The organism is Anaerolineae bacterium (genome assembly GCA_013178165.1).
Classification (GTDB): domain Bacteria; phylum Chloroflexota; class Anaerolineae; order Aggregatilineales; family Ch27; genus Ch27.
Window position 1 is genome coordinate 74,248 of sequence record JABLXG010000023.1, and the last position, 23,367, is coordinate 97,614.

The 23,367-nt window shown below is 64.5% G+C and carries 16 protein-coding genes and 1 pseudogene; 14 read left to right on the forward strand and 3 right to left on the reverse strand.

All coding sequences use genetic code 11. The features are described 5' to 3' along the window. Positions 1-303 precede the first annotated feature (303 nt). From HPY64_13150 to rplL, 7 genes and pseudogenes are all read left to right on the forward strand, one after another. Entirely contained in the window at positions 304-2,019 is a 1,716-nt protein-coding gene (locus tag HPY64_13150) for a hypothetical protein (GenBank protein NPV68083.1), read from the forward strand. A 182-nt stretch (positions 2,020-2,201) separates the two neighbouring features. After that, on the forward strand, positions 2,202-2,765 hold the full coding sequence (locus HPY64_13155; GenBank protein NPV68084.1) for a M48 family metallopeptidase: 564 nt from the start codon (positions 2,202-2,204) through the stop codon (positions 2,763-2,765). 57 nt (positions 2,766-2,822) lie between these two features. Beyond that, a complete protein-coding gene (rsgA, locus tag HPY64_13160; protein ID NPV68085.1) occupies positions 2,823-3,788 on the forward strand; it encodes a ribosome small subunit-dependent GTPase A in 966 nt (321 codons plus the stop codon). A 3-nt stretch (positions 3,789-3,791) separates the two neighbouring features. Then, positions 3,792-4,475, forward strand: coding sequence for a glycosyltransferase family 2 protein (locus HPY64_13165; protein ID NPV68086.1), 684 nt, complete (start codon positions 3,792-3,794; stop codon positions 4,473-4,475). 629 nt (positions 4,476-5,104) lie between these two features. Next, positions 5,105-5,197, forward strand: a pseudogene (locus HPY64_13170) (acetyl-CoA carboxylase biotin carboxyl carrier protein). An 805-nt stretch (positions 5,198-6,002) separates the two neighbouring features. Beyond that, a complete protein-coding gene (locus HPY64_13175) occupies positions 6,003-6,542 on the forward strand; it encodes a 50S ribosomal protein L10 (protein ID NPV68087.1) in 540 nt (179 codons plus the stop codon). A gap of 69 nt (positions 6,543-6,611) precedes the next feature. Next, on the forward strand, positions 6,612-7,001 hold the full coding sequence (gene rplL / locus HPY64_13180; protein ID NPV68088.1) for a 50S ribosomal protein L7/L12: 390 nt from the start codon (positions 6,612-6,614) through the stop codon (positions 6,999-7,001). Positions 7,002-7,079: 78 nt separating this feature from the next. Here the strand turns inward: rplL and HPY64_13185 are convergent, their stop codons facing one another. Further along, on the reverse strand, positions 7,080-7,376 hold the full coding sequence (locus HPY64_13185; protein ID NPV68089.1) for a pentapeptide repeat-containing protein: 297 nt from the start codon (positions 7,374-7,376) through the stop codon (positions 7,080-7,082). A 301-nt stretch (positions 7,377-7,677) separates the two neighbouring features. Here HPY64_13185 and HPY64_13190 point away from each other — a divergent pair, with 301 nt between their 5' ends. The 3 genes from HPY64_13190 (at position 7,678) to HPY64_13200 (ending at position 11,642) form a co-directional block, all read left to right on the forward strand. Next, a complete protein-coding gene (locus tag HPY64_13190) occupies positions 7,678-8,610 on the forward strand; it encodes a hypothetical protein (GenBank protein ID NPV68090.1) in 933 nt (310 codons plus the stop codon). 60 nt (positions 8,611-8,670) lie between these two features. Next, positions 8,671-10,041 carry an L-seryl-tRNA(Sec) selenium transferase gene (locus HPY64_13195; GenBank protein NPV68091.1) on the forward strand — a complete coding sequence of 457 codons (1,371 nt, stop codon included), beginning with the start codon at positions 8,671-8,673 and terminating at the stop codon, positions 10,039-10,041. A gap of 200 nt (positions 10,042-10,241) precedes the next feature. Beyond that, entirely contained in the window at positions 10,242-11,642 is a 1,401-nt protein-coding gene (locus HPY64_13200) for a toll/interleukin-1 receptor domain-containing protein (GenBank protein ID NPV68092.1), read from the forward strand. 37 nt (positions 11,643-11,679) lie between these two features. Here HPY64_13200 and HPY64_13205 read toward each other — a convergent pair whose 3' ends face one another. Continuing rightward, positions 11,680-11,916 carry a hypothetical protein gene (locus HPY64_13205; protein NPV68093.1) on the reverse strand — a complete coding sequence of 79 codons (237 nt, stop codon included), beginning with the start codon at positions 11,914-11,916 and terminating at the stop codon, positions 11,680-11,682. 14 nt (positions 11,917-11,930) lie between these two features. Continuing rightward, a complete protein-coding gene (gene coaE / locus HPY64_13210; protein ID NPV68094.1) occupies positions 11,931-13,097 on the reverse strand; it encodes a dephospho-CoA kinase in 1,167 nt (388 codons plus the stop codon). Between the two features lie 331 nt (positions 13,098-13,428). Between coaE and HPY64_13215 the strand changes: the two genes are divergently transcribed. The 4 genes from HPY64_13215 (at position 13,429) to HPY64_13230 (ending at position 23,362) form a co-directional block, all read left to right on the forward strand. After that, positions 13,429-16,194, forward strand: a complete 2,766-nt coding sequence (locus tag HPY64_13215) for a bifunctional acetate--CoA ligase family protein/GNAT family N-acetyltransferase (protein ID NPV68095.1) — start codon at positions 13,429-13,431, stop codon at positions 16,192-16,194. Between the two features lie 286 nt (positions 16,195-16,480). Further along, positions 16,481-18,778 carry a beta-glucosidase gene (locus HPY64_13220; protein ID NPV68096.1) on the forward strand — a complete coding sequence of 766 codons (2,298 nt, stop codon included), beginning with the start codon at positions 16,481-16,483 and terminating at the stop codon, positions 18,776-18,778. Positions 18,779-19,063: 285 nt separating this feature from the next. After that, positions 19,064-20,932: a hypothetical protein gene (locus HPY64_13225; GenBank protein ID NPV68097.1), complete on the forward strand. Its 1,869-nt coding sequence runs from the start codon at positions 19,064-19,066 to the stop codon at positions 20,930-20,932. Between the two features lie 168 nt (positions 20,933-21,100). Then, positions 21,101-23,362, forward strand: coding sequence for a hypothetical protein (locus HPY64_13230; protein NPV68098.1), 2,262 nt, complete (start codon positions 21,101-21,103; stop codon positions 23,360-23,362). Positions 23,363-23,367: the final 5 nt, after the last annotated feature.

Sequence of the window (23,367 nt, forward strand, 5' to 3'; positions counted from 1 at the left end):
AGCCATGCAAGCCAGGCGTCAGCCAAGCGCAAGGATGACGCATGGCAGGCGTCAAGCACGCCATTGCCACTGGCAGTATGGTTAGATTGTGGCGCGGGATTGGTGGCCCCCCACAATCCCGGTAAGACCACACCCCCAAATTCCCCGAATGCCCGGCGCTCCTCAGCAATAAGGAGCGCCGGGGTTTTGGAGGTCAATCGCACCCGCCAGACATCCACGCCGTATTCCCGCATCTGCCGGGAATCAGCCTATAATGAGGCCAGGGGGGGGATTGGCGGCCGCCGGAAACAGGGGAGTGACACCATGAAGCGGAATCTGGCGAGTTTGGCGGCGCTGCTGGCGGCGCTGCTGGCGGCTGCCGGGCCGATCCAGGCCCAGGTGGGGACACCGCGCGTACAGGTCTTCATCGGCAGCGTGAATGACAACGCCGAAGTGGTGCTGTACAACCTGCGCGGTTTGCCCGCCGGCCACACCCTGTATGCCTATGCCCAGGCAACTTCCGGCGGTCTGGACACTTACCTGGGGCTGGGCACCTCCAGCTTCGCCCAAGTGCTGCGCGAGGACGATGACAGTGGCGGCAACTACAACGCTGCGCTCAGCTACACCATTACCGAGGCTGGCGACTACCAGCTCGCCGTCACCCGCTACGATGAAACCACCACCGGCAGCTTTCGCCTGCTGATCGGCCTGGACGAACCGGCTATCCTCGACGGACGGGGCACACCGACCGGCGCTCCTTTCGCCGTTGAGGGCGGGACCGCTGCCCGTTCGGCCATCCCCCTGAACGGCATGGGCATCAACTTCACCGATTGCTCGGTGCTGGAGGAGCGCCCGCAACTCAGCGGCCCGGAGGAGACTCTGGAGACGCGCTTCTTTATCCTGCACTACACCCGTAGCGGGGCTGACGCGGTCACCACCGAGTATGCGGCGGCGGTCGCGGCCATCATCGATTCGGTCTGGAAGCGGGAGATCAACGAGTTCGGCTGGCCTGCCCCGCCCGCCGATTGCGGCGAAGGCGGCGATACGCGCTACGACGTGTACCTGATCGACACTCTGGCTGACGGCACCATGCTGGGCTATACCGAACCGCAGGCGCTCCTGGGCGATAACCCCGCCACCAGCGCCCCGGAAGGCTGGGCCTCCTACAGCTACCTGGCCATCGAAAACGACTTCGACAATGATCCGGACGCCCTGGCCTTGATGCGGGCGACGTTGGCCCATGAATTTCACCACGCCATCCAGTTCGGCTACGATCTGAACGATATCGGCGGCCAATGGTACTATGAGGCCACGGCAACCTGGATGGAGACCCAGGTCTTTCCGGAAGAAGAAGATGCTTCTCCCTATGTGGGCGATCTCTTCGCCACGCCCGACCTGTGCGTGGGTAGCACGCCCGCGGGAGGCCAGTATGATATGCGCATCTACGCCGAATGGCTGTTGATCGATTCGCTGGCCAGGGATTACGGGCGGCGGGCGGTGCAGCGCCTGTGGGAGCTGATCGTCGACCACGAAGGCATGGCCAGCTTCTACGCGCTGGCGGAAGAGCTGGGCACCACGCCCCAGCAGATCATCCAGCGTTTCGCCATCCGCAACCTGTTGCGCGACTACGCCCTGGCAGAAAACTTCAATGCCCGCGTGCGGGTGGAAAGCCTGGTGGAAGGCCCCGGCGAGGTCAGGCCGCGTCAGTCGGGTGTCCAGCCACTTGGCGTGGACTATGTACTGGTCACCCAACCGGGCATCTATACCTTCGAAATCTACCCGCCCAGCCTCCGGCTGGTCGGCGTGGGAATCATCCCCAAGATGGCGGAGGCGCATGTGTACACGCTGGGCCAGCGTGCCACGCTGAACACCATGCCCTACCCCTACACGTACCTGCTGGTGCTCAACCCGGATACCTTCGAGGACAGCGATTCCTGCCCGACGGTGGACTGGCGGCTGACCGTGCGCGATGGCCGGGGGCAGGCGCTGGTCGGCAACCCCAAACGCTGGCCTGCCCCGCACTTTGCCCCGACACGCTAGCAGGAGTGGGGAACAGAGAATAGAAAATGGGCAGTGGATCGGCCTCCCGGCTTCTTTTCCTGCTGATCACTGCCGGGGCTGCGCCGCCGCCTGCCGGTCGATTCTGTTATAATCACCCTTGCGCCACGCCGGGGAGTGCTATCGCGCCTCCCGGCCACTGACCGGCGGATGGAGGCCAGGGCATGATTCTGTTTGAGCGCGAGATCGTCGATGGCGGGGATCGACTGCGCGTCACGGTGCGTTACGACGATCGGTTGCGCCGCAACGTACGCTGGAGCGCCCACAATGGGGCGATTGAGATTCGCGCTCCGCGCCATGCCCGCCCCGCCGAACTGGCGCGTATCACAGATGGCATCATCGCCCGTGTGCTCAAGCAGCGCGCCCGCGCCCGCCGCCGCCAGGATACCGACCTGCAGAAGCGCGCCGAGGCGATCAACCGCCGCTACTTCGGCGGCGAACTGACCTGGCATACCATCCGCTGGGTCGACAATATGGAACGGCGGCTGGGGAGTTGTACTACCGGCGGCAGCACCGATGGCGACATTCGCATCAGCGCCCGCATCCGCGCCTGGCCGCAGTATGTGATCGATTACGTCATCGCCCACGAACTCACCCACCGCCTTCACCCCGATCACAGTCCGGATTTCTGGGCGGCGCTGGCCCGTTACCCGTATGTCGAACGAGCACGCGGCTTCATTGAAGGCGTCGCCTTTGCCGAAAACGCTGACGCTGACACGCTGCTCTAGGCAGGCGCGCCCGATTCAGGATACTGAGAAGCCAGGAGGAACAAACATGTGACGACTCTGGAAGGGCTGGTCATCAAACAACAGAGTGGTTTCTTTACGGTAGAAACGGCGCAGGGCCTGTTTGTCTGCCAGTTGCGGGGCCGGCTCAAGGAAGAGGCCAACCGCCGTATCCGCAAGGAAGAAGACGAACCGGGCGACCTGTGCACCATTGGTGACCGGGTGACGATCACGCCCGGCCCGGATGGCACCGGGGTGATCGAACGGGTTCATCCGCGCGATCGCGTGCTTTCCCGCGCTGATCACGCCGGGGGCCGGTCAGCCGAGCTACAGGGCCGCCAGCAGGTGCTGATCGCCAACGCCGATCAGGCGGTCTTCATCCTGGCTGCCGCTGAGCCAGCGCCTAATCCCCGCGCTCTTGACCGCCTGATCGTGGCGGCAGAAAAGGGCCGCATCCCCCATATTCACATCGTCTGCAACAAGATCGACCTGTTGCCGTCCCCGGAGGATGCGCGGGCGATCTTTGACCTGTATGAACGGCTGGGCTATCCCGTCCTGTACACCAGCACCGTCACCGGCCAGGGTGTGGACGCCCTGCGCGATCTGCTGACCGGCCAGATCTCCATCCTGGCCGGACCGTCCGGCGTGGGCAAGACCAGCCTGCTCAACGCCATCCAGCCAGGGCTGGGGCTGCGCGTCAGCGAGGTCAGCCAGGCCACCGCCAAGGGTCGCCATACCACCGTCCACCGGGAACTGTTCAAGCTGGACGGCGGTGGTTATGTGGCCGACACGCCCGGCATCCGCGCCATCGGCATCTGGGATGTCGAGCCGCACGAGCTGGAAGCCTACTTCGTGGATATCGCGCCTTATGTGGCCGACTGCAAATTCCCGGATTGCACCCACACCCACGAGCCGGGCTGCGCCGTCCGCGCGGCGGTTCGCCGCGGCGAGATCGCCCTGCAGCGTTACCGCAGCTTTTTGCGCCTGCGCCAGGAAATTGAGGAAACCTACGAGGACTGGGTCTAGCCTATGCAACACATTCTGGCGGTGATCCCCGCCTATAACGAACAGGAACGCATCGCGCCGGTTGTCGCCGGGGCGCGGCAGCACATCCCTGTGCTGGTTGTCGATGATGGCTCCAGCGATAGCACGGCGGCGCTGGCGGAGGCTGCCGGGGCGACCGTGCTGCGGCAGGTCCCCAACCAGGGCAAGGGCGCCGCCCTGCGGGCCGGGTTCCGCCACGCCCTGAAGGAAGGCTACGAGGCCGTGATCACGCTGGACGCCGATGGGCAGCACGCCCCGGATGAAATCCCGCGCTTTCTGGAAGCCTACGCGCAGGGCGGGGCCGACCTGATCATCGGCAGGCGGGACTTCGCCGGGATGCCGCTGGTGCGCCGTGTCTCCAATACGCTGGGGACGCTGCTGTTTTCCTGGGCGCTCGGCCAGCACATCCCGGATAACCAGTCCGGCTACCGCCTGATCTCCCGCCGCCTGATGGAGGCCGTGCTGAACAGCGCCGAACAGGGCTTTGAGTTTGAGGTGGAGATGATCACCGTCTGCGTGACGGAAGGCTACCAGCTGGCCTGGGTGCCCATTCGCACCATTTACGCCGGGGAAAAGAGCCACATCCGCCCGCTGCACCACCTGCGCCATTTCTTGCGCGTGGTCCGGGCGGCCCGGCGGCGGGTCAGGGCGCGCCGATCGCAGTCGTGATCTACTCCCGGCCTAGGAGACGCCCAGCAGAGCCAGCAACAGGCTGAGCGTGGCGATGCTGGCGACCGTGCTGAGCAGGATGGACGCCGCCACAAAATCGCCATCGGCGTCGAACTGAATCGCCAGTGCACTGGTCATCACGGCGGTAGGCATGGCCGATTCCACGATCACGACGTCCCGCGTCAGGCCGCTGATTCCGAGGGCGAGCGCCAGCCCGGCGGCCACCAGCGGGGAGATAACCAGCCGCATCCCGGCGGAGAACAGGATGGGCCTGATCTGGCCCCGCAGCGAGGCCCGCGCCAGTTGCATCCCCAGCAGTACCAGCATCCCCGGCACTGCCGCGCTGCCCAGCAGGTCGGTCACCCGCTGCAACGGCAGCGGTAGCTTCGTCCCGGTGAAGTTCAGCGCCAGGCCGATGACCAGGCAGTAGACCATCGGCAGCTTGAACACATTGAGCAGGGCTTGGCGGGCGGAAGCCGTCCCCCGCGAGGCCAGAAAGACGCCGTAGGTATTGGCGATCACCGCCGAGGCCACATAGTAGACGGTCGCCCGCTCCATCCCCGGACGGCCAAAGGCGAACTCGTTGAGCGGGATGCCGTAGTTGCCGGCGTTGATCAGGACGATGGTCATCACAAAGGCGCTTTCCAGCCGCCGGTCATAGCCCAGCAGCCGCGCCAGCCCAAAGCCCAGCGCCGACATCATCACCGTCAGCCCCAGCATCACTCCGAAAATTTGCACCAGTTCCTCCGGCAGCAGGGTGGTATTGGCCATCGATCCCAGCACCAGCAGCGGCGAAAACAGATAGACGATCATGGTGGAGACGGTGCGCGGTTCCAGCGGAAAATAGCGCGTGGTCAGCGCCGAAAGTAAGACAATGATGAAGATCGGGCTGATCACATTGTAAGCAACACTGAGGACGGTCATCGCGGGCGGAACTCCCCGGCGGTGGGCAGGCGCAACAGCCGACGATGATACCACGCCCGCCCGGATTGCGGAGAGAATGCCGCCGGTCGCCTGGCTATTTGGCCAGGCGAGGCGATGGACCAACCATATCGGCTCAAGGCCAAACAAAGGCGCTAAAGCGGCCTCACCACCAGGCGGTGCCGTTTACCTGTACGGGGACACTGGAGCTGGAGAATAGCCTGAATGACAGCGGATGGGAGGCCGGTCAGGAGCGAACGCAAGGCGGAAGAACCGAAAAATCGGGGGGAAGGTCACAGCCACCTGCGCGTAACGCTGCCAGCCGCCGCCAGCACCCCCGATTGATTTTTGCCTTGACTCCGCCCCGGTGGCCATCTATAATCAGCCCTGCTTCAGCCAACCAAAAGGCTCTTTGCCGCAGACAGCAGGCGCGTTCCTCCGGGGCGCTTAATCTCCTGCCGAGGTGAAGGCACTGGACAGCATAGCCTTTCCCCCCAATCGGTGGAAACGTCCGGCCTTTGCCAGGTTACCGTCTGCAAAGGCCGTTTTGTTTGGCGGCAGCCGGGATCGATCAGTTCCACTTTTGAAAGGAGGCAGGACCGATCAATGCCTATCTCCAGGAATAAGAAGGAGGAATTGGTCGCGCGGTATGTTGAGTTGCTCAGGGAATCGCAGGGGGTTGTGATCGCCGCCAACAACGGCATGATCATGGCTAACTTCAATGCCCTGCGGGAGAAGTTGCGCGAGCTGGACAGCACCTTCGTGGTCACCAAGAACACCCTCTTCCGTCTGGCGCTCGAACAGGTCGGGCTGCCTGTGCCGGAAGAGCTGCTCAAGGGGCCGGTTGCGGTGGCTTTTGCCCGCCAGAACATTGCGGCGACGGCCAAAGCGGTGCTGGAGTTCCAGAAGGGCCTGGAACTATTCCAGATCAAGGGCGCGCTGGTGGAAGGCCAGATTTACGACGCTAACGGTGTCGATCTGCTCTCCAAGCTGCCGACCCTTCCGGAAATGCGTGCGCAACTGATCGGGCTGATCATCGCCCCGGCCTCCGGCCTGGTCGGTGTGATCAACAGTGGCGCGACCCAGGTACTCAACGTGATCGCCGCCTATGCGGCCAAGGAAGACTCCCAGGCCGAGGCAGCCTAGCCTGCTGGCCGGGGAATCATGACCCATCGCTTATCCACCTGAATGCTGGACGAGGAAAGGAATTCTGCAATGGCTAACCTGGAAAAGATCGTCGAGGAACTCAGCGGCCTGACCCTTCTGGAAGCCGCCGAACTCAAGAAGATGCTTGAGGAAAAGTGGGGCGTCACCGCCGCTGCCGGCATGCCCATGATGATGCCCGGTATGGTCGCCGCTGCCCCCGCCGCGGAAGCCGAGCCTGAGGAAGAGCAGACCGAATTCACCGTCATCCTCAAGGATGTTGGCCCCAAGAAGATCAACGTCATCAAGGCCGTCCGCTCCTTCACCAACCTGGGCCTCAAGGAAGCCAAGGACCTGGTGGACAGCGCCCCGGCGACCGTGCTGGAAGCGGTCAGCAAGGAAGCCGCCGAAGACGCCAAGGCCAAGCTGGAGGCCGAAGGCGCGGTGGTCGAGATCAAGTAATCTCGCTACCCGCCGCCGAATCAAAACCGCCGGCACTGTTCCGGCGGTTTTGATTCCCCGGATGGGGAGATAGGGCGGTCACTCGACGATCGCGCCGCGCCGGGCCAGCGTACGGCGTGCCCGTTCGTCACTCAGCTTCAGATTATCCACTGTGACGCCCTCAAGGTCCGCGCCAACCAGATTGGCCGCTTTGAGATTGGCATACGTGAGGTCCATCCCGGCCAGCGAAGCGCCGCTGAAATCCGGCCGCCAGGTAGGATTCTTGGCCCGTGCCGCATTGAACCGCTCAACGCCCTGCCTCCGGATCACGTCCACCAGGTCCGCGCCTTTGCGCCACGGGCCAAAACCAAACAGCTTTTTGAATGGGCGTGACATCGTACAACCCCCTTGTCTACAAGCAGCGGAACCTGCCGCCACGGCGCGCCTCAGGGCGCGGTGATTTGCCCTGCTGGTTTTTTGTACAGTATTGATTATAACGCGCTCCGGGTCGATGTGAGCAGCAGGATTGCCCTCCGGTGGCCAAGACTGCCAGCGATCCGGCTGCGCTGCACCCGTGGCCGCGGGCAATGGGCAGTAGCGCAGCCTCCTGGCCTCCTGCTCCGATTGACATTTGCAGGCGCCGATCCTACACTGGCGGATGGTTGTCGGTATCCCGGCCAGACAAGGCGGAGGGGATATGGGATCGTCGATTATTGAGGTAGGCGTGGGGCTGATCCTAGTCTACATGTTGATGAGCCTGCTCGTCTCCCAGATTAACAACATCATCAAGAACCTGCTGGATGTGCGCGGCGAGTATTTCGTGGCCGAACTGGGTCGGCTGGTCAGCGACCCGGAGGTTCGCACCCGTCTTCTGGCGCACCCGACCATCCAGGCATTGATGCACGGTGATATGGTCAAGAACATCACCGCCGACAAGCTGGCCGAGGTGCTTGTGGATATCCTGGCGGGCAGCGGAGAGGCGCTGGAATACCTGGAACAACTGCATAACAGCGCCCTGGTTGACCGCCTGCTGGAGCCGATCAGCGATCCTAACCTGCGTCGCCGGCTGGAACAGGTGCTGGCGACGGCGCGTTCGCTGCCTGACGCCAAGCTCAAGCTGACCGACTGGTTCAATACCACGCTTAACCGGTTGAGCGAGCTGTACCGGCGGCGGATGCAATTCTTCTCGCTGGTGGTTGGGGCGCTGCTGGCCATCCTGCTCAATGTGGATACGCTGGCCGTGGGCCGCGCGCTGTGGAATGACCCGGTGCTGCGCCAGGCGACCGTCGCCGCCGCCGGCGCTACCCTGAGCGAAACCGATCTGACTGCCGCCGATCCGGGAACGGTGCAGGACTCCTTTGCCATCGCCCGGCAGACGATGAGCCAGTTCCTGGAGTTGCGGCTGCCGATCGGCTGGACGGTGGACGCGGTTGACGCCACCGACCAGCCGCTGGCGGCGCTTGACCCGCTGCACGATTCGCGCAACCTGTGGAACTTTGTGCCCGGCAACAGCCCGTACTGGCTGCAGCTCTGGCTGGAAAAAATCGGCGGCCTGATCCTGACGACGGTGGCGGTGATGCAGGGCGCGCCGTTCTGGTTTGATCTGCTCAAACGGGCAACCGGCCGCTGAGCGCCCGCGCTCCGGCCTGTGCCGGCGGGCGCTCTGGCTGCCTACTGACGAGACCGAACCATGACTGACACGCTGAATCGCCGGCTGCGCGCCCTGCCCGCCGTAGACGCCCTGCTCAATACCGCTACCGCCGCGACGCTGGAAGCCCTGTACGGGCGGGAGCCACTGGTCAGGGCGTTGCGGGAAACGTTAAACCTGGCGCGGGAAGCAATCCGGGCCGGGGGGGATGCTCCTGACGCGGCCAGCCTGCTGAATAGCGCCGCCGATCTGCTCTCCCGCCAGGCCGCTCCGACACTGCGCCCGGTGATCAACGCCACCGGAGTCATCCTGCACACCAACCTGGGTCGCGCGCCGCTCAGCGATGCCGCCCTGGCTGCTATTCACGACGTGGCGACGGGCTATGCCACGCTCGAATATGACCTGGAAGTAGGCCAGCGCGGGCATCGCGACCGCCATGCGGAGCGCATCGTCTGCGAAGTCACCGGGGCGGAAGCGGCGCTGGTCGTCAACAACAATGCGGCGGGGGTGTTGCTGGTGCTGCTGGCCTTTGCCCGCGGGCGGGGAGCCTTGATCAGCCGGGGGCAACTCGTCCAGATCGGCGGCGGCTTCCGTGTCCCGGAGGTGATGGCTCAATCCGGGGCGACGCTGGTCGAGGTGGGCACCACCAACCGCACCACGCTGGCCGATTACCAGGCCGCTATCTCCGTCGATAGCGCCCTGATCATGGCCGTTCACGCTTCCAACTTCAAGCAGATCGGCTTCACGGAACAGCCGCCGCTGGCCGATCTGGCCGCGCTGGCCCACCAGCACGGGCTGCTGCTGGTCAACGATCTGGGCAGCGGGGCGCTGCTGGACACGGCGGCCTTTGGCCTGGCCCATGAGCCAACCGTCCAGGAGGCGCTGGCGGCGGGCTGCGACCTGGTATGCTTCAGCGGGGATAAGCTGCTGGGCGGGCCACAGGCGGGGATCATCGTCGGGCGGGCCGATCTCGTCGCCGCGCTCAAGAAACACCCCCTGGCCCGGGCTGTGCGTATGGACAAGCTGGGGCTGGCCGGGCTGGTGGCCACGCTGGAAAGTTACCGGCGCGGCACAGCGCTGGTGGATATCCCGGTCTGGCGCATGATCAGCACACCCGCGGTGGCCATTCAGCGGCGGGCGATGCGCTGGCGGCGGCGGATCGGAGCCGGGCGCGTGATCGCAGCGGAAAGCGCTGTCGGCGGCGGCAGTCTGCCCGGCGAGACGCTGCCAACGTTCGTGCTGGCGCTGGATGTGGCCAGGCCGGATGCGCTGGCCGCTGCCCTGCGCGCCGAGCCGTTGCCGATCATCGCCCGCATCCAGGATGACTGCGTCCTGCTGGACCCGCGCACCGTCCTGCCAGGGCAGGATAACGTGCTGATCGCCAGCGTCAGTCGGCTGCTGGCGGCATCCTGAAGCGGTGCCTCCGGCGTGCGCCGCTACTGCTCTCCCCAACATGCCGGGGATCGCAATGGGTTCGCAGCCAGTCCGCGCGGACGCAACCGTGCTGCGGGCGTTTTCCTGACCGCCCGGCCTCCCGGCCCCCTGATCTTTTACATCACCGCGCAGACGTGCTACGATACTCTTAAAGACGGCCTAACTTCCGAGGTGCAGCCATGCCGCGCGTTTTCATCTCCTACCGCCGGGCGGACAGTATCACCATTACCGGCCGCATTTACGATCACCTGGTCCGCGCCTTTGGCGACGACCACGTCTTCAAGGATGTCGATGACATTCCGGTCGGTGTGGATTTCCGCCGGGTGTTGCAGAATGAAGTAGGCGGGTGCGACGTGCTGCTGGTCATTATCGGCCCGCAATGGCTGCGCCTGACCGACGAACAGGGCCGGCGCCGGATCGATGACCCGCATGACTTCGTCCGCATTGAGGTGGCCGCCGGTCTGGCGCGCCAGAATGTGCTGGTGGTGCCGGTGCTGGTCAGCGGGGCGGCCATGCCTGCTCCGGCTGACCTGCCGCCCGATCTGGTCAACCTGGCCTATCGCAACGCGGCTATCGTCCGCGATGACCCGGACTTCTCGCGGGATATGCGGCGCCTGATCGAGCAGATCAGGACCGCATCGGCGACGCCGGCGCGCGCCCCGCAGCGATCAGCGCCCGCCGCCACAGCGCAAACAGCGCCGCGCGTCTCCACCCCTCGCCCCGAACCCGCGCCCCGGCGGGGGCGCAGCCGCTGGCCGCTGGCGCTGGCGGCGCTGGTGATCGTTGGGGTGGGCGGGGTGCTGCTGGCGATCATCTTACCTGATCTCAACAAAGCCATTCAGACGCTGCTGGCAGGCGGGGAGGCTGTACCAGGCCGACCGCTGGCGGAAACGGTCGATGCCGCGCACATCCTGAGCTGTGGCACGCAGGCCAGCGGCTCACTGGATAGCAACCACTGGCAGGAACACTGGCTCTTCCAGGGGGAAGCGGGCCAGACCGTGCTGATCGCTATGGATCAGCAGAGTGGGGCGGGAGGCCTGGACCCGGCGCTGATCCTGCGTAATGAGTCCGAAGAAGTGCTGATCCAGGACGATGACAGCGGCGACGGGACCAATGCCCGTCTGGTTTATGTCCTGCCCAGGGATGGGATGTACCTGGTCACCACAACGCGAGCCGGCCTGGCGGAGGGGAACACCAGCGGCCTGTATGCACTGACAGTCGATTGTGGGGTTAAGCCGATCTCCTGTGACCGGGCAATTGAGGGAACCTTCAACCGGGATAGCCCGGAGGCTCGCTTTGCTTTCTTCGCTACAGGCGGGACACGGATCAACGCCATCCTGCGGCTGGCTGAATCGAAAGATGCAGCCCCGCCGGACGTCACGCTGGAGTTGCTCTCTCCGGCAGACCGGGTGATTGCCATCGGCGAGCCTGTGGATGATTTCACGCAGGTGCTTAACGCTCAGCCGGAAGATACCGGTTTGTACATCCTGAGCGCGGCCCTGCAGAGCCGGATCACCCAGCAGCAGCAGCAATACATCATCCTGGAAGGCGATTTTACGCTGGAGTTACAGTGCGACTAGTACCCGCCCCAGATCCGCCGGAACGCCTGCCGGAGGGCTAAGCGGCATCTTCGTCTTCTTCGTCGTCCCAGGTGATGATCCAGATACAGGCGCCGGCTACCAGCACGGTCGCTACGATCAGGGCAATCCACTGGCCGGGCAACAGGCCGACATCCCGCGCCTCAATGGCCAGCAGGATGACCATGCCCAGCGCAAGCACAATCCAGGCGGTCAGGCGGGGATGGGCCTGCGCCCAGGCCGACCCTGGCAAACGCTTCCACAGGTCTTGCATCATACGTGTGTTCCTCATCATAGCGGCTTGAGCACCCGCTCAGCGCGCAGTTGCTTGGCGTAAATCACCGTATTGGGCGGCTGGCTTTCCCGCGCCGCTTCCCGCCAGGCCGGGACTTTGATCTGCTCCAGCGTGCGGAGCGTGTAGCCCAGGCTGGTCAGGATCTCCAGCATGGCTTTGGGCGTATTCTGCGGCAGGAACAGGAAGCCGATCTCGCTCTGCAGTTCCCGTGAGGAGGATTCCACCGCTTCGATCAGACCGGTGACCACTGCCGGAATCAGGGCGTCCGGGCGGACGAGAATCTGGTCGACGCGGGTGACCAGGTTTTCCACCTGGAAGCTGATGATGCCAACATTCTGGCCGTCGGCCTGGGCCAGCATATAGCTCTTCTGGCCGAAAGCCGTCATCACGTCCATGCGGGTATGCGGCCTACCGGTCAGCTGGGTCAGCAGGGCGGCGATTTCCTCAGCATTGCGGGGCATCCCGCGCCTGATCGCGACTTCCTTGATGTCCAGTTTGCCGGCGACAGGTGGGACCATCACCGGGATGGTTTTCGCTTCCTCCGGAGCCTGAGCGAAGCCCAGTTGAGCGCCCAGCCGGTTCCATTCCGCCTGGACGATCGCCCAGGTCTGTTCCGGTGTGCCGTCGTTCTGGATCACCACAGTAGCCCGGCTGAGCTTGTCGGCCTGGGGGTTCTGCAGTTCGATGCGCTTGCGGGCTTCCCATTCGGAAAGGCCGCTGCTGACCAGGCGGGCGATCTGGTTTTCCGGGGAGGCATTGACGACCCAGATCGCGTCTACCTTGTCGGCCAGATAACCTTCCAGCAGGTCGATAGCTTCGACGACGACCACCCGGTGGCGGGCGCGTCCAATCAATGTATCCAGCGCGCGGCTGATCAGCGGCTGGGTGAGCGCCTCGCGGCGGCGCAGCGCCTCCGGGTGGGAGAACGCCACGGCATCCAGCTTGGCCCGGTCAACGCGTTTTTCAGCATCCAGGATCCACAGGCCGAACATCTGGATGGCCGGTTTGTAGGCGGGCGCGCCGGGTGCCATCGCCTGGTAGGCCAGCCCGCCGACGTCCAGGGAATACGCGCCCAGGTGCTCCAGCATACGGCGCACCAGGCTCTTGCCCATCGCCAGATTGCCCGTGAGGCCGATCACGTATTTGTCAGGCCAGTGCCCCACTGTCGCCCCTCCCGGTTACATCGCGCATCTTCAGACCACCCGCATTGTATCTTGGGCGCTCGCTAAGGGCAACTGCCGCCGGCGCGTACCACAAGCGGCGAAGCCGGCGTTGCAGCCGCGCTTCCTGTGTGCCGCCGCACCGGGAGCATCGGGACATTGGGCCGCCCTGGGGTATGATCTTCGGCATACAACAGAGGCCAGAACTGTGGCTACAATCTTTTGAAGAGCAGTACACCGCTGCTCAGCGCGCATATCAATATCCCAGGCGGCGCGGAACGCCGCGCCTGCCTGATTTGCATGCTCCGGGAACACCCGAAGGAAAGGCTGTATCATGGCGGAGTTGACCAGCAACCATATTGCCGAACCGGTGATTGACCCCACCGGCGACCTGATTTACCGCGGTCGTGGCCGCAAGGCCCTGGATTCCATCTTTGCCCCGCGCAATGTGGCCGTGATCGGCGCCAGCGAGCGCGTGGGCAGCGTGGGCCGTACCATCCTGTGGAACCTGATCAGCAGCCCCTTTGGTGGGACTGTCTTCCCGGTCAACCCCAAGCGTAACAGTGTGCTGGGCATCCGCGCCTATCCGGACGTCAAATCCGTGCCGGAGAAGATTGATCTGGCGGTGATCGTCACCCCGGCGCCGACCATCCCCGCCCTGATTCAGGAATGCGCTGACCTGGGCATCCCCGGTGCGATCATCATCTCCGCTGGTTTTAAGGAAACCGGTGCGGCGGGCGCAGCCCTGGAGCAGGAGATCCTCAAGATCGCACGCAGTAGTGGGATGCGCATCATCGGCCCGAACTGCCTGGGTGTGATGAGTCCCGTCAGTGGTCTGAACGCTACCTTTGCTGCCGGGATGGCCCGCCCTGGCAACATCGGCTTCATCAGCCAGAGCGGCGCGCTGTGTACCGCTGTGCTGGACTGGAGCCTGCAGGAGAACGTCGGCTTCAGCCATTTTGTATCGATCGGCTCGATGCTGGATGTCAACTGGGGTGACCTGATCTACTACCTGGGCGACGACCCGCGCACCGGCGCGATCGTGATCTACATGGAGACGATCGGCGACGCCCGTTCGTTCCTCTCCGCTGCCCGTGAAGTCGCCATCACCAAGCCGATCGTGGTCATCAAACCGGGTCGTACCGCCGCCGCCGCCAAGGCTGCGGCTTCCCATACCGGTTCGTTGACCGGCTCTGACGACGTGCTTGATGCGGCCTTTGAACGCTGTGGCGTGGTGCGTGTCAACGACATCGCCGAGCTATTCGCCATGGCCGAGACGCTCGCCAAGCAACCGCGCCCGCGCGGTCCGCACCTGACCATCGTCACCAATGCGGGTGGCCCTGGCGTGCTGGCGACCGATGCCCTGATCACCAGCGGCGGCAAGCTGACCGAAATCTCCGAGGCGACGATGGCGGAACTGAACGCCTTCCTGCCCGCCGCCTGGAGCCACAATAACCCGATCGACGTGCTGGGTGATGCTGAACCGGAACGTTACGCCCGCACGCTGGAAATCGCCGGCCATGACGAGAACGCGGACGGCCTGCTGGTCATCCTCACCCCGCAGGATATGACCGATCCCACCCGCACTGCCGAGGCGCTCAGACCTTATGCCAGTATCGAGGGCAAGCCCGTGCTGGCGAGCTGGATGGGCGGGGCCAGTATTGCCGCCGGTGAGGATATCCTCAACCGGGCTGGCATCTCCACCTTTGAGTATCCCGACGCCGCTGCGCGCGCTTTCTCCTACCTGTGGAAGTACAGCGACAACCTGAACGTCCTCTATGAGACGCCGACGTTCTCCTTTGCCACCACTGGCAAAGATGCACCCGACCGGGCCAGTGCCGCGAAGATCATCGAAGCCGCCCGCGCACAGGGACGCACTATCCTGACCGAGGCGGAATCCAAGCAGATTCTGGCCTACTACGGCATTTCGACCATCCCAATCCGCGTCTGCCCCACGGCTGACGACGCCGTCAAGGCTGCCGAGGAACTGGGCTACCCCGTAGTCGTCAAGATTCACTCGGAGACGATCACCCATAAGACCGATGTCGGCGGTGTCAAGCTGAACATCCAGAACGCCGACGCCGTGCGCGAGGCTTACGAGAGCATCCGCGACGCCGTCTATACCCGCGCCCGCAAGGAGGACTTCCTGGGTGTAACCGTCCAGCCGATGGTCAAACTGAGCGGCTATGAGGTCATCATCGGCAGCACCATCGACCCGCAGTTTGGACCGGTGATGCTCTTCGGCACCGGCGGCTCGCTGGTGGAAGTCTACAAAGACAGCGCTCTGGGCCTGCCTCCGCTAACCAATACCCTGGCCCGGCGCATGATGGAAAAGACCAAGATCTTCACCGCTCTCAAGGGTGTTCGCGGCCAGCCGCCGGTCGATATTGATGCTCTGGCAGAATTGCTTGTCCGTTACAGCCAGCTCATCACCGAGCAAAAATGGATCAAGGAGACCGACATCAACCCGCTGCTGGCTTCCCCGGAGCACCTGATTGCGCTGGATGCGCGGATTGTCCTGCACGACCCGGAGATCACGGAAGATCAGTTGCCCAAGCTGGCCATCCGCCCCTATCCGTACCAGTATGTCCAGCCCTGGCAATCGAACGGCGGCGAACAGATCATGATCCGGCCCATCCGCCCGGAAGACGAGCCATTGATCGCCAAGTTCCATGAGTCGCTCTCCGAGCGTACGGTTTACCTGCGCTACCTGCAGTTGATGAATCTCAACCAGCGCATCGCTCACAGCCGCCTGTCGCGTATCTGCTTCAATGACTACGACCGCGAGATCGCGCTGGTGGCGGAAACGACCACTGGTCGGGAGCCGACCATCCTGGGGGTAGCCCGCCTGAGCAAATTGCACGGCACGGATGAAGCCCGCTTCGCCATGATCATCACCGACATCTACCAGGGCAAGGGCCTCGGCTCCGAACTGCTCAGACGTCTGATCGGCATCGCCCGCGATGAAAAGCTCAGCCGCCTGGTGGCGCTGGTCTCCCCGGATAACACAGGTATGTTGCGCTTGCTGAATAAGCTCGGTTTCAAGGTTTCTGCGGAACCGGACGAAAACAACCTGCTCTTTGCCTCGCTGGAACTATGACGCGGGGCGCTGCTACAGCGTGAACACAACGGGACGTCCCGGCAGGGGGCGTCCCGTCTGTTTTTGCGCGGGCGGTCCCACCCCCGGCCGTGATCATCCTGGCTGGGCGGCGTTTCTGCTCCCACCTTGCCGCCGCTGGTGTATGATTCCTGCCAGGGCGGGGAACCCCGCATTGTGATGACGCCTGACCTGAAGCGAAGGAGAAAAACGCGTGTCCCCTGAGACTCCTCTCTACCTGGACCCGGCGCGGTCGCCGGACGAGCGCGCCGCCGACCTGCTGGGCCGTATGACGCTGGAAGAAAAGCTGGCCCAGATTGGCTGTGTCTGGTCGCGCGAACTGATGGAAGGTCGCCAGTTTTCGGCGGAGCGCGCCCGCGGCCCGCTGGCGCACGGCATCGGCCAGGTCACCCGGGTTGGTGGCGCGACTTCCCTCCTGCCCGGTGAGGTTGCCGCCTTCATCAACGCTCTCCAGCGCTACCTGGTTGAACAGACTCGCCTGGGCATCCCGGCCATTGTCCACGAGGAAAGCCTGGCCGGGTACCTGGCCCGCGGCGCAACGTGTTTCCCGCAGGCCATCGGCCTGGCCGCTACCTGGAATCCGGTGTTGGCCACCCAGATCGCGGATGTGATTCGCCAGCAGTTGCTGGCGGTCGGGGCGCGTCACGCCCTGGCGCCCGTGCTGGACATCGCCCGCGACCCGCGCTGGGGCCGCACGGAAGAAACGCTGGGTGAAGACCCTTACCTGGTGAGCGCCATGGGCGCAGCTTATGTGCGCGGCCTGCAGAGCGACGACCTGCGGCGGGGCATCGCCGCGACGGGCAAGCACTTCGTTGGCTACGGAGCTTCTGAAGGCGGCATGAACTGGGCGCCGGCGCACATCCCGCCCCGCGAACTGCGCGAGGTTTATGTCCGCCCGTTTGAAGTCGCCATCAAAGAGGCCGGGCTGGCGACGATCATGAACGGCTACCACGAACTGGATGGGTTACCCTGCGGTTGTTCCCGCCCGCTGCTGATTGACCTGCTGCGCGGCGAATTGGGCTTTGATGGCGCTATCGTCTCCGATTACAACGCCATCGTGAACCTGGCGACCTACCACCATGTGGCCGCCGACCGGGCGGAAGCTGCCCGTCTGGCCCTGCAGGCCGGGATGGATTGCGAACTTCCGGCCAGCGACTGCTACGGTCAGCCGCTGCAGGAGGCGCTGGCGGCGGGCCGGATCGACATGGCGCTGGTGGATGCCGCCGTGACCAACATGCTGCGCCTGAAGTTCCGCCTGGGGCTGTTTGAGCATCCGTACGCAGACGCCGGGGCCGCCGCGACCGTCTTTGATACTCCTGCCCAGCGCGCCCTGGCTCGCCGCGCCGCCGCCGAGTCGATTGTCTTGCTCAAGAACGAAGGCGGTCTGTTGCCGCTGCCGCGGACGCTCGGCGCGATCGCTGTGATCGGCCCCGCCGCGGATAGCATCCGCCTGCTGCAGGGCGATTATCACTACCCCGGCCATCTGGAGGTGATGTCGCGCCAGGAGGAGGGCACGCCCGGCGCGGTTCCCGCGCTGCCCTGGGCCAACGAGCCTGGCCTGGCCTACGAGGACTATTTTGTCCCGATGGTTACCGTGCTGGATGGGATCAGGGCGGCAGTGGCGGAAGGCACCCGCGTGCTCTACGCGCCGGGTTGCGGCGTGACCGATCCGGCTACTGATGGCTTTGCAGAGGCGGTTGCCGCGGCACGGGCCGCTGATGTGGTCGTGGTTGTCGTCGGCGACAAAGCTGGCCTGACGCCCGATTGCACCAGCGGCGAAGCCGTGGATCGCCTTGATCTCGGCCTGCCTGGTGTCCAGCAACAACTGGTGGAGGCGGTGGCGGCAACCGGCACGCCGACCATCGTCGTGCTGATCAATGGCCGTCCACTGGCCCTGCCCTGGATCGCCGCGCATATCCCGGCCATTGTGGAGGCCTGGCTGCCGGGCGAGGAAGGCGGAGCGGCAGTGGCTGATGTGCTGTTCGGGGCGGTCAATCCAGCGGGTCGGCTGCCCGTCTCGCTGCCGCATCATGTGGGCCAGGTGCCGGTTTACTACAATCACAAGCCTTCCGGCGGGCGCTCCCACTGGTACGGCGATTACCGCGACGGCAGCCCTGCGCCACTCTTCCCCTTCGGGTACGGCCTGAGCTATACCACCTTCGCCTATGACTCCCTGCGCATCGAGCCGGAACAGGTCCCGGCAGGGGGGACATTCACCGTCCGTGTGGAGGTGCACAACACCGGGCCGCGCACCGGCGATGAGGTGGTGCAGCTTTACGTGCGGGATACAGTGGCCAGTGTCACCCGTCCGGTCAAAGAACTGAAGGGCTTCGCCCGCGTGACGCTCCAGCCGGGGGAGCGCAAGACGGTCACCTTCACGCTGGATACGGCCCTGCTGGCCTTTTACGACGCAGATATGCACTTTGTGGTGGAACCAGGCACGATCGAGATCATGGTCGGCAGCTCGTCGGAGGACATCCGGCTGCGGGGGATGCTGACGATCACCGGCACGGTGACCGATGTCAGCGCCCGCCGGGCTTACCTGAGCCGGGTCGAGATCAACTGAACACGGGCCGGCCCGGTGTGAAGGGCGCGCCACACCGGGCCGGATTCCTATCCTGGGAGTTTAGTCCTGGCTGAGAACTGGATGAGTGCAAAATGAGAAAACTGTGCTAAAATGGCTGGTATGCTGCACCAGTAAGAATTTGCTACGTTATCCGCACAGAAAAGGAGGTGACCGAACCCAAATAGTGTACACCTATCCTGACCATCGTAACGTTTTCGTTGAGGCATCGTTAACCGTTCGCACCAATGGACAGGTGTGACATTAGACAAGGGGGGAACTTTGTCTATGTTACCACGCAAGATATTTGTCACGGCAGGCGTACTCCTTCTGCTGCTGGCATTCGGCGCGCTGGCTGTGGTCGGCCAGGGCGGCGAGGAACCGGAGGAAGTCCCGATCATCACCACGGCCAGCCGGGTCGTGGGCGTTGGCTCGTATGTGGCCGGTGAAGCCTACGCTGTAGCTGCTGGCGAGGACCCCGCTGCGGAGCCAATGCAGGCCCTCATCCTCCCCTATGGCATCTACCCTAACATGATGGTGCATACCATCGAAGATTTCGTCCAACCGGCCCCGGCGGTCGAGGGCTTCACGTTTGACTGGAGCCTGGAAGCGCCGGATGGCTCCGCTGCTGAGTTGGTCGAGGGCACGGTGGCAATCTTCCTGGCCGATGTTGAGGGCGAATACCTGCTCACCCTGACTGCCACGGACGCCAATGGCAACACCGCCGAGACGACCTGGTCGGTTCTGGCGACCACCTATGTGGGCAATGGCTACCTGGAAGGCCCGCAGGAAGCCGAAGATCAGTGTGTGGACTGCCATGAGGATGTTGTCGCCGCCTGGAGCGCCACTGGCCACGCGGATATGTTCACCCGCGCGATCGATGGCAAGGCCAGCGATCACTATGGTCCCAACTGCATCAGCTGCCACACCACCGGCTTCAACAACCGGCCGGAAGCCGTTAATGGCGGCTTTGATGATGTTGCCCGCGAAGCCGGTTGGTCCTTCCCGGCGGAACTGAAGGAAGGCAACTGGGACGCCATGGTGGCGGAGTTCCCGCAGGTGGCTGGCCTGGCCAACATCCAGTGCGAAAGCTGCCACGGCCCCGGTTACCTGCACGTCTTTGAGGCTACCCGCCGCGATCCCATGATCTCGCGCGGTCTGGACTACGGCGTTTGCGCCCAGTGCCATGCGGAAGAGCCGTACCATGTCTTCCCGCAGCAGTGGGAACTGAGCGGCCACGCTCAGAAGAATGCCGAAGCCTTCTGGTATCCGATTGGTGAAGATCATGCCGCCTGCGTCCGCTGCCATAGCGGCGCCGGTTACATCGACTGGGCGGCTGGCCTGCCGGCGGAAGAGCAGCGTGTGGACTACCAGGTGATCACCTGCGCGGTCTGCCACGACCCGCATGACGCCAGCAACCCCAACCAGCTGCGCGTCTTCGACTCGGTCACCCTGCCGGATGGCACTGAGGTCGGTTCAGCGGGGCCAGCGGCGACCTGCATGAGCTGCCATAACGCGCGCACCAATCCGGTGGCCGTGATCGATGGTCTGGCCAGTGGTGGGCGCTTCAGCACGCCGCACTACTCGACCGCGGCTGAGCTGATGAACGCCACCGGTGGTTACACCTGGGGCGAGACCCTGCCGACCAGCACCCATGGCCGCGTGGTCGAAGACTCCTGCATCGGCTGCCACATGGGGCCGACGCCCGGCATGGATGCCGATGGTAACCCGCTGCCCGGCCATCAGACGGTTGGCCAGCATACCTTCGCCATGGTCAGCCCGGTGGACGGCACGGAGAACGTCGCCATCTGCCAGCAGTGCCATGACGGCGCGACCAGCTTTGCCTTTGAGGCCCGCCGCGACTATGACGGCGACGGGACGATCGAGACCAACCAGGACGAGGTCGCCGGGTTGCAGGCCGTCCTGCAGGCAGAACTGGAAGCCCGTGGGGTGGTGGTATTGCCCTCGTACCCGTACTTCCAGTTCCCCGAAGGGGCTGGCGCCGACCTGTATGCCGCGGTCTACAACCTGAAGTTCTCCCGTGGCGGCGGTGCGGCGGTGCACAACCTGCGTTACACGGTGGCGCTGCTGCAGCTCAGCTACGAAAAGCTGACCGGCTCGCCGGTGCCGGGGGCCACGATCCTGCCGCCCAAGTAGGCGCCGGATCGTCCTAACCCATCCTGAGTATCGTCTGCCCTCGGGCTGCCCGGCCCGGGGGCAGACCTTCCCGGCACCTTGCGCCGTGAAGCGCCCCCCAGGACCCGCCACTGCCTGCACAGACGCCTGCGCCGACACCTGGCTTCCCTGCCGGAAGGGCAACCGCTTATGAACCGACTCCGCCGTTTGTTTGCACCATCTCCAGAAGGCCAGCTTGCCCGCCGCCGCGCCCTGCCGTACCTGGGCGTGGGCGCATTCCTCGTGGTGGTGCTGCTGGCCATCCCACCCGTCTGGGAATATTCCAATTCGGTCCCTTTTTGCGGTGAAACCTGCCATACCATGCCGCCCGAATACCAGACGTATCTGGTTTCACCCCACGCCCGCGTGCTCTGTGTGGATTGCCACATCGGGCGCGGCCTGATCATCCAGCAGGCCTACCGCAAGGTCGGGCATATGCGCCTGCTCTGGGCGACGCTGACCAGCAGCTACGAGTACCCGATCCGGGTTAGCAGCATGCGCCCCGCCCGTGAAACCTGCGAACTATGCCACTTCCCGGCGAAGTTCTCCGATGACAGCCTGCGCGAGCAGAAGCACTTCCGCCAGAATGAGGAGAACACGCCCTATTCGATCTACCTGCTGATGCACACTGGCGGCGGCAGCGCCCGTGAAGGGCTGGGCTTTGGCATCCACTGGCATGTGGAAAACCCGATCGAGTACATCGCCACCGATGAACTGGATCAGGAGATCCCCTGGGTGCGCGTCACCGCCGCCGACGGCACGACCACGGAGTATGTCGCGCAGGACGCCGACATCGACCTGGCGAATCTCGATCAATACGAGATCAAGCAGATGGACTGCATGACCTGCCATAATCGCATCTCTCACCTGATCGAGCCGCCGCGCCAGCTGGTCGATAGCGCCCTCAACCGGGGGGATATCCCCCGCAGCGTGCCGAACATCCGCTATATGGCCGAGACTCTGCTTGGCCAGCCGTACGAATCGGCGGAAGAAGCCCGCACCGCCTTTGAGACGCTCCACGACTACTACCGCGACCTGTACCCGGCCTTTTACGAACAGAACGCCGATCAGGTGGCGCAGACCGTCCAGGTTCTTGACGAACTGTGGACGGCCAACAACTATGTGGAGCAGGAACTGAACTGGCAAACCCACCCGGATAACATCGGTCACCGCGACTGGCCGGGGTGCTTCCGTTGCCATGATGGCCAGCATTTCAACGCCGCAGGCGAAGCTGTGCGGCTGGAGTGCAACCTGTGCCATTCCATCCCGCTGGTGGTCAGGCCGACCGATATTGAGCCGGTCATGCCGCTGGCTACCGGCCTGGAGCCAGAATCGCACCTGGATAGCACCTGGATCAGCCGCCACCACAACGAATTTGACCGTAGCTGCGCCAATTGCCACACGGTGGAAAACCCCGGCGGGACGAGCGATACGAGCTTTTGCTCCAACAGCGCCTGCCACGGTGTGCGCTGGAAGTTCGCCGGGTTTGATGCGCCGGCGCTGGCCCTGGAGATGGGCCTGTTACAGGAAGCACCGGGGGTCGAAATCCCTGGCGGTGTGCTGCCGGAGGCGCTGACCTACCAGGACCTGCGCCCGGTGCTGCAGGCTGAGTGCGGTGAGTGCCACGGCAGCAATCCCACCGCCGGGCTGCAGGTGACCGATTACGCGGCCTTGCTGGCCGGTAGCCGGAACGGGCCGGTGCTGGTGCCGGGGGATGTGGAAGGCAGTCGTATCTTTGCCGTGCTCGGCGCGGGGCACTTTGGCGCGCTGACCACCGCCCAGCTTGAACTGCTGCGGGCGTGGGTAGCCAATGGTGCGCCGGAAGGCCAGCCGCTCGCCGCCGTCGCTGCCACCTACCAGGCCATCCAGCCCATCCTGGCCGAGACCTGTGGCGAGTGTCATGGCCCGGACGATCCCACTCGTGGCCTGAACGTGACCGAATACGCCACGCTGATGGCTGGCGGGCGCAGCGGCCCGGCGGTCACGCCCGGCGACGTGCAGAATAGCCTGATCATCGAGGTGCTGGAGGAGGGGCATTTCGCCCGCCTCACCGATGAGCAGATGGCCCTGCTGCGCGAGTGGATCGCCAGCGGCGCACCGGAGACGGAGGAGGGCGCAGTCCTGCCCCCGGCGGAAGGCGAGGAGACCCGCCTGACCTACGCCACCATCCAGCCGATCCTGACCCGGCGCTGTGGCGAGTGCCACGGTGAGACCGATCCAGCCCTCGGGCTACGGCTGACCGATTACGACGGCCTGCTGGCCGGCAGCACCATCGGGCCGGTGATCGTCCCCGGCGAACCGGGTAAGAGCTACCTGCTGCAACTGCTGCAGGAAGGGCATCCCGGTCAGCTGGCCCGTTCCGAGTACATCCTGCTGCGCGATTGGATCGCCCAGGGCGCGCCCCGGGAGTAAACCGG

What these genes read in the sequence shown, in the direction of transcription:
- HPY64_13150 (NPV68083.1), top strand. Translation starts at nt 304, where the DNA reads ATGAAGCGGAATCTGGCGAGTTTGGCGGCGCTGCTGGCGGCGCTGCTG.
- HPY64_13155 (NPV68084.1), top strand. Translation starts at nt 2,202, where the DNA reads ATGATTCTGTTTGAGCGCGAGATCGTCGATGGCGGGGATCGACTGCGC.
- HPY64_13165 (NPV68086.1), top strand. Translation starts at nt 3,792, where the DNA reads ATGCAACACATTCTGGCGGTGATCCCCGCCTATAACGAACAGGAACGC.
- HPY64_13175 (NPV68087.1), top strand. Translation starts at nt 6,003, where the DNA reads ATGCCTATCTCCAGGAATAAGAAGGAGGAATTGGTCGCGCGGTATGTT.
- rplL (NPV68088.1), top strand. Translation starts at nt 6,612, where the DNA reads ATGGCTAACCTGGAAAAGATCGTCGAGGAACTCAGCGGCCTGACCCTT.
- HPY64_13185 (NPV68089.1), bottom strand. Translation starts at nt 7,376, where the DNA reads ATGTCACGCCCATTCAAAAAGCTGTTTGGTTTTGGCCCGTGGCGCAAA.
- HPY64_13190 (NPV68090.1), top strand. Translation starts at nt 7,678, where the DNA reads ATGGGATCGTCGATTATTGAGGTAGGCGTGGGGCTGATCCTAGTCTAC.
- HPY64_13195 (NPV68091.1), top strand. Translation starts at nt 8,671, where the DNA reads ATGACTGACACGCTGAATCGCCGGCTGCGCGCCCTGCCCGCCGTAGAC.
- HPY64_13200 (NPV68092.1), top strand. Translation starts at nt 10,242, where the DNA reads ATGCCGCGCGTTTTCATCTCCTACCGCCGGGCGGACAGTATCACCATT.
- HPY64_13205 (NPV68093.1), bottom strand. Translation starts at nt 11,916, where the DNA reads ATGATGCAAGACCTGTGGAAGCGTTTGCCAGGGTCGGCCTGGGCGCAG.
- HPY64_13215 (NPV68095.1), top strand. Translation starts at nt 13,429, where the DNA reads ATGGCGGAGTTGACCAGCAACCATATTGCCGAACCGGTGATTGACCCC.
- HPY64_13220 (NPV68096.1), top strand. Translation starts at nt 16,481, where the DNA reads ATGACGCTGGAAGAAAAGCTGGCCCAGATTGGCTGTGTCTGGTCGCGC.
- HPY64_13225 (NPV68097.1), top strand. Translation starts at nt 19,064, where the DNA reads ATGTTACCACGCAAGATATTTGTCACGGCAGGCGTACTCCTTCTGCTG.
- HPY64_13230 (NPV68098.1), top strand. Translation starts at nt 21,101, where the DNA reads ATGAACCGACTCCGCCGTTTGTTTGCACCATCTCCAGAAGGCCAGCTT.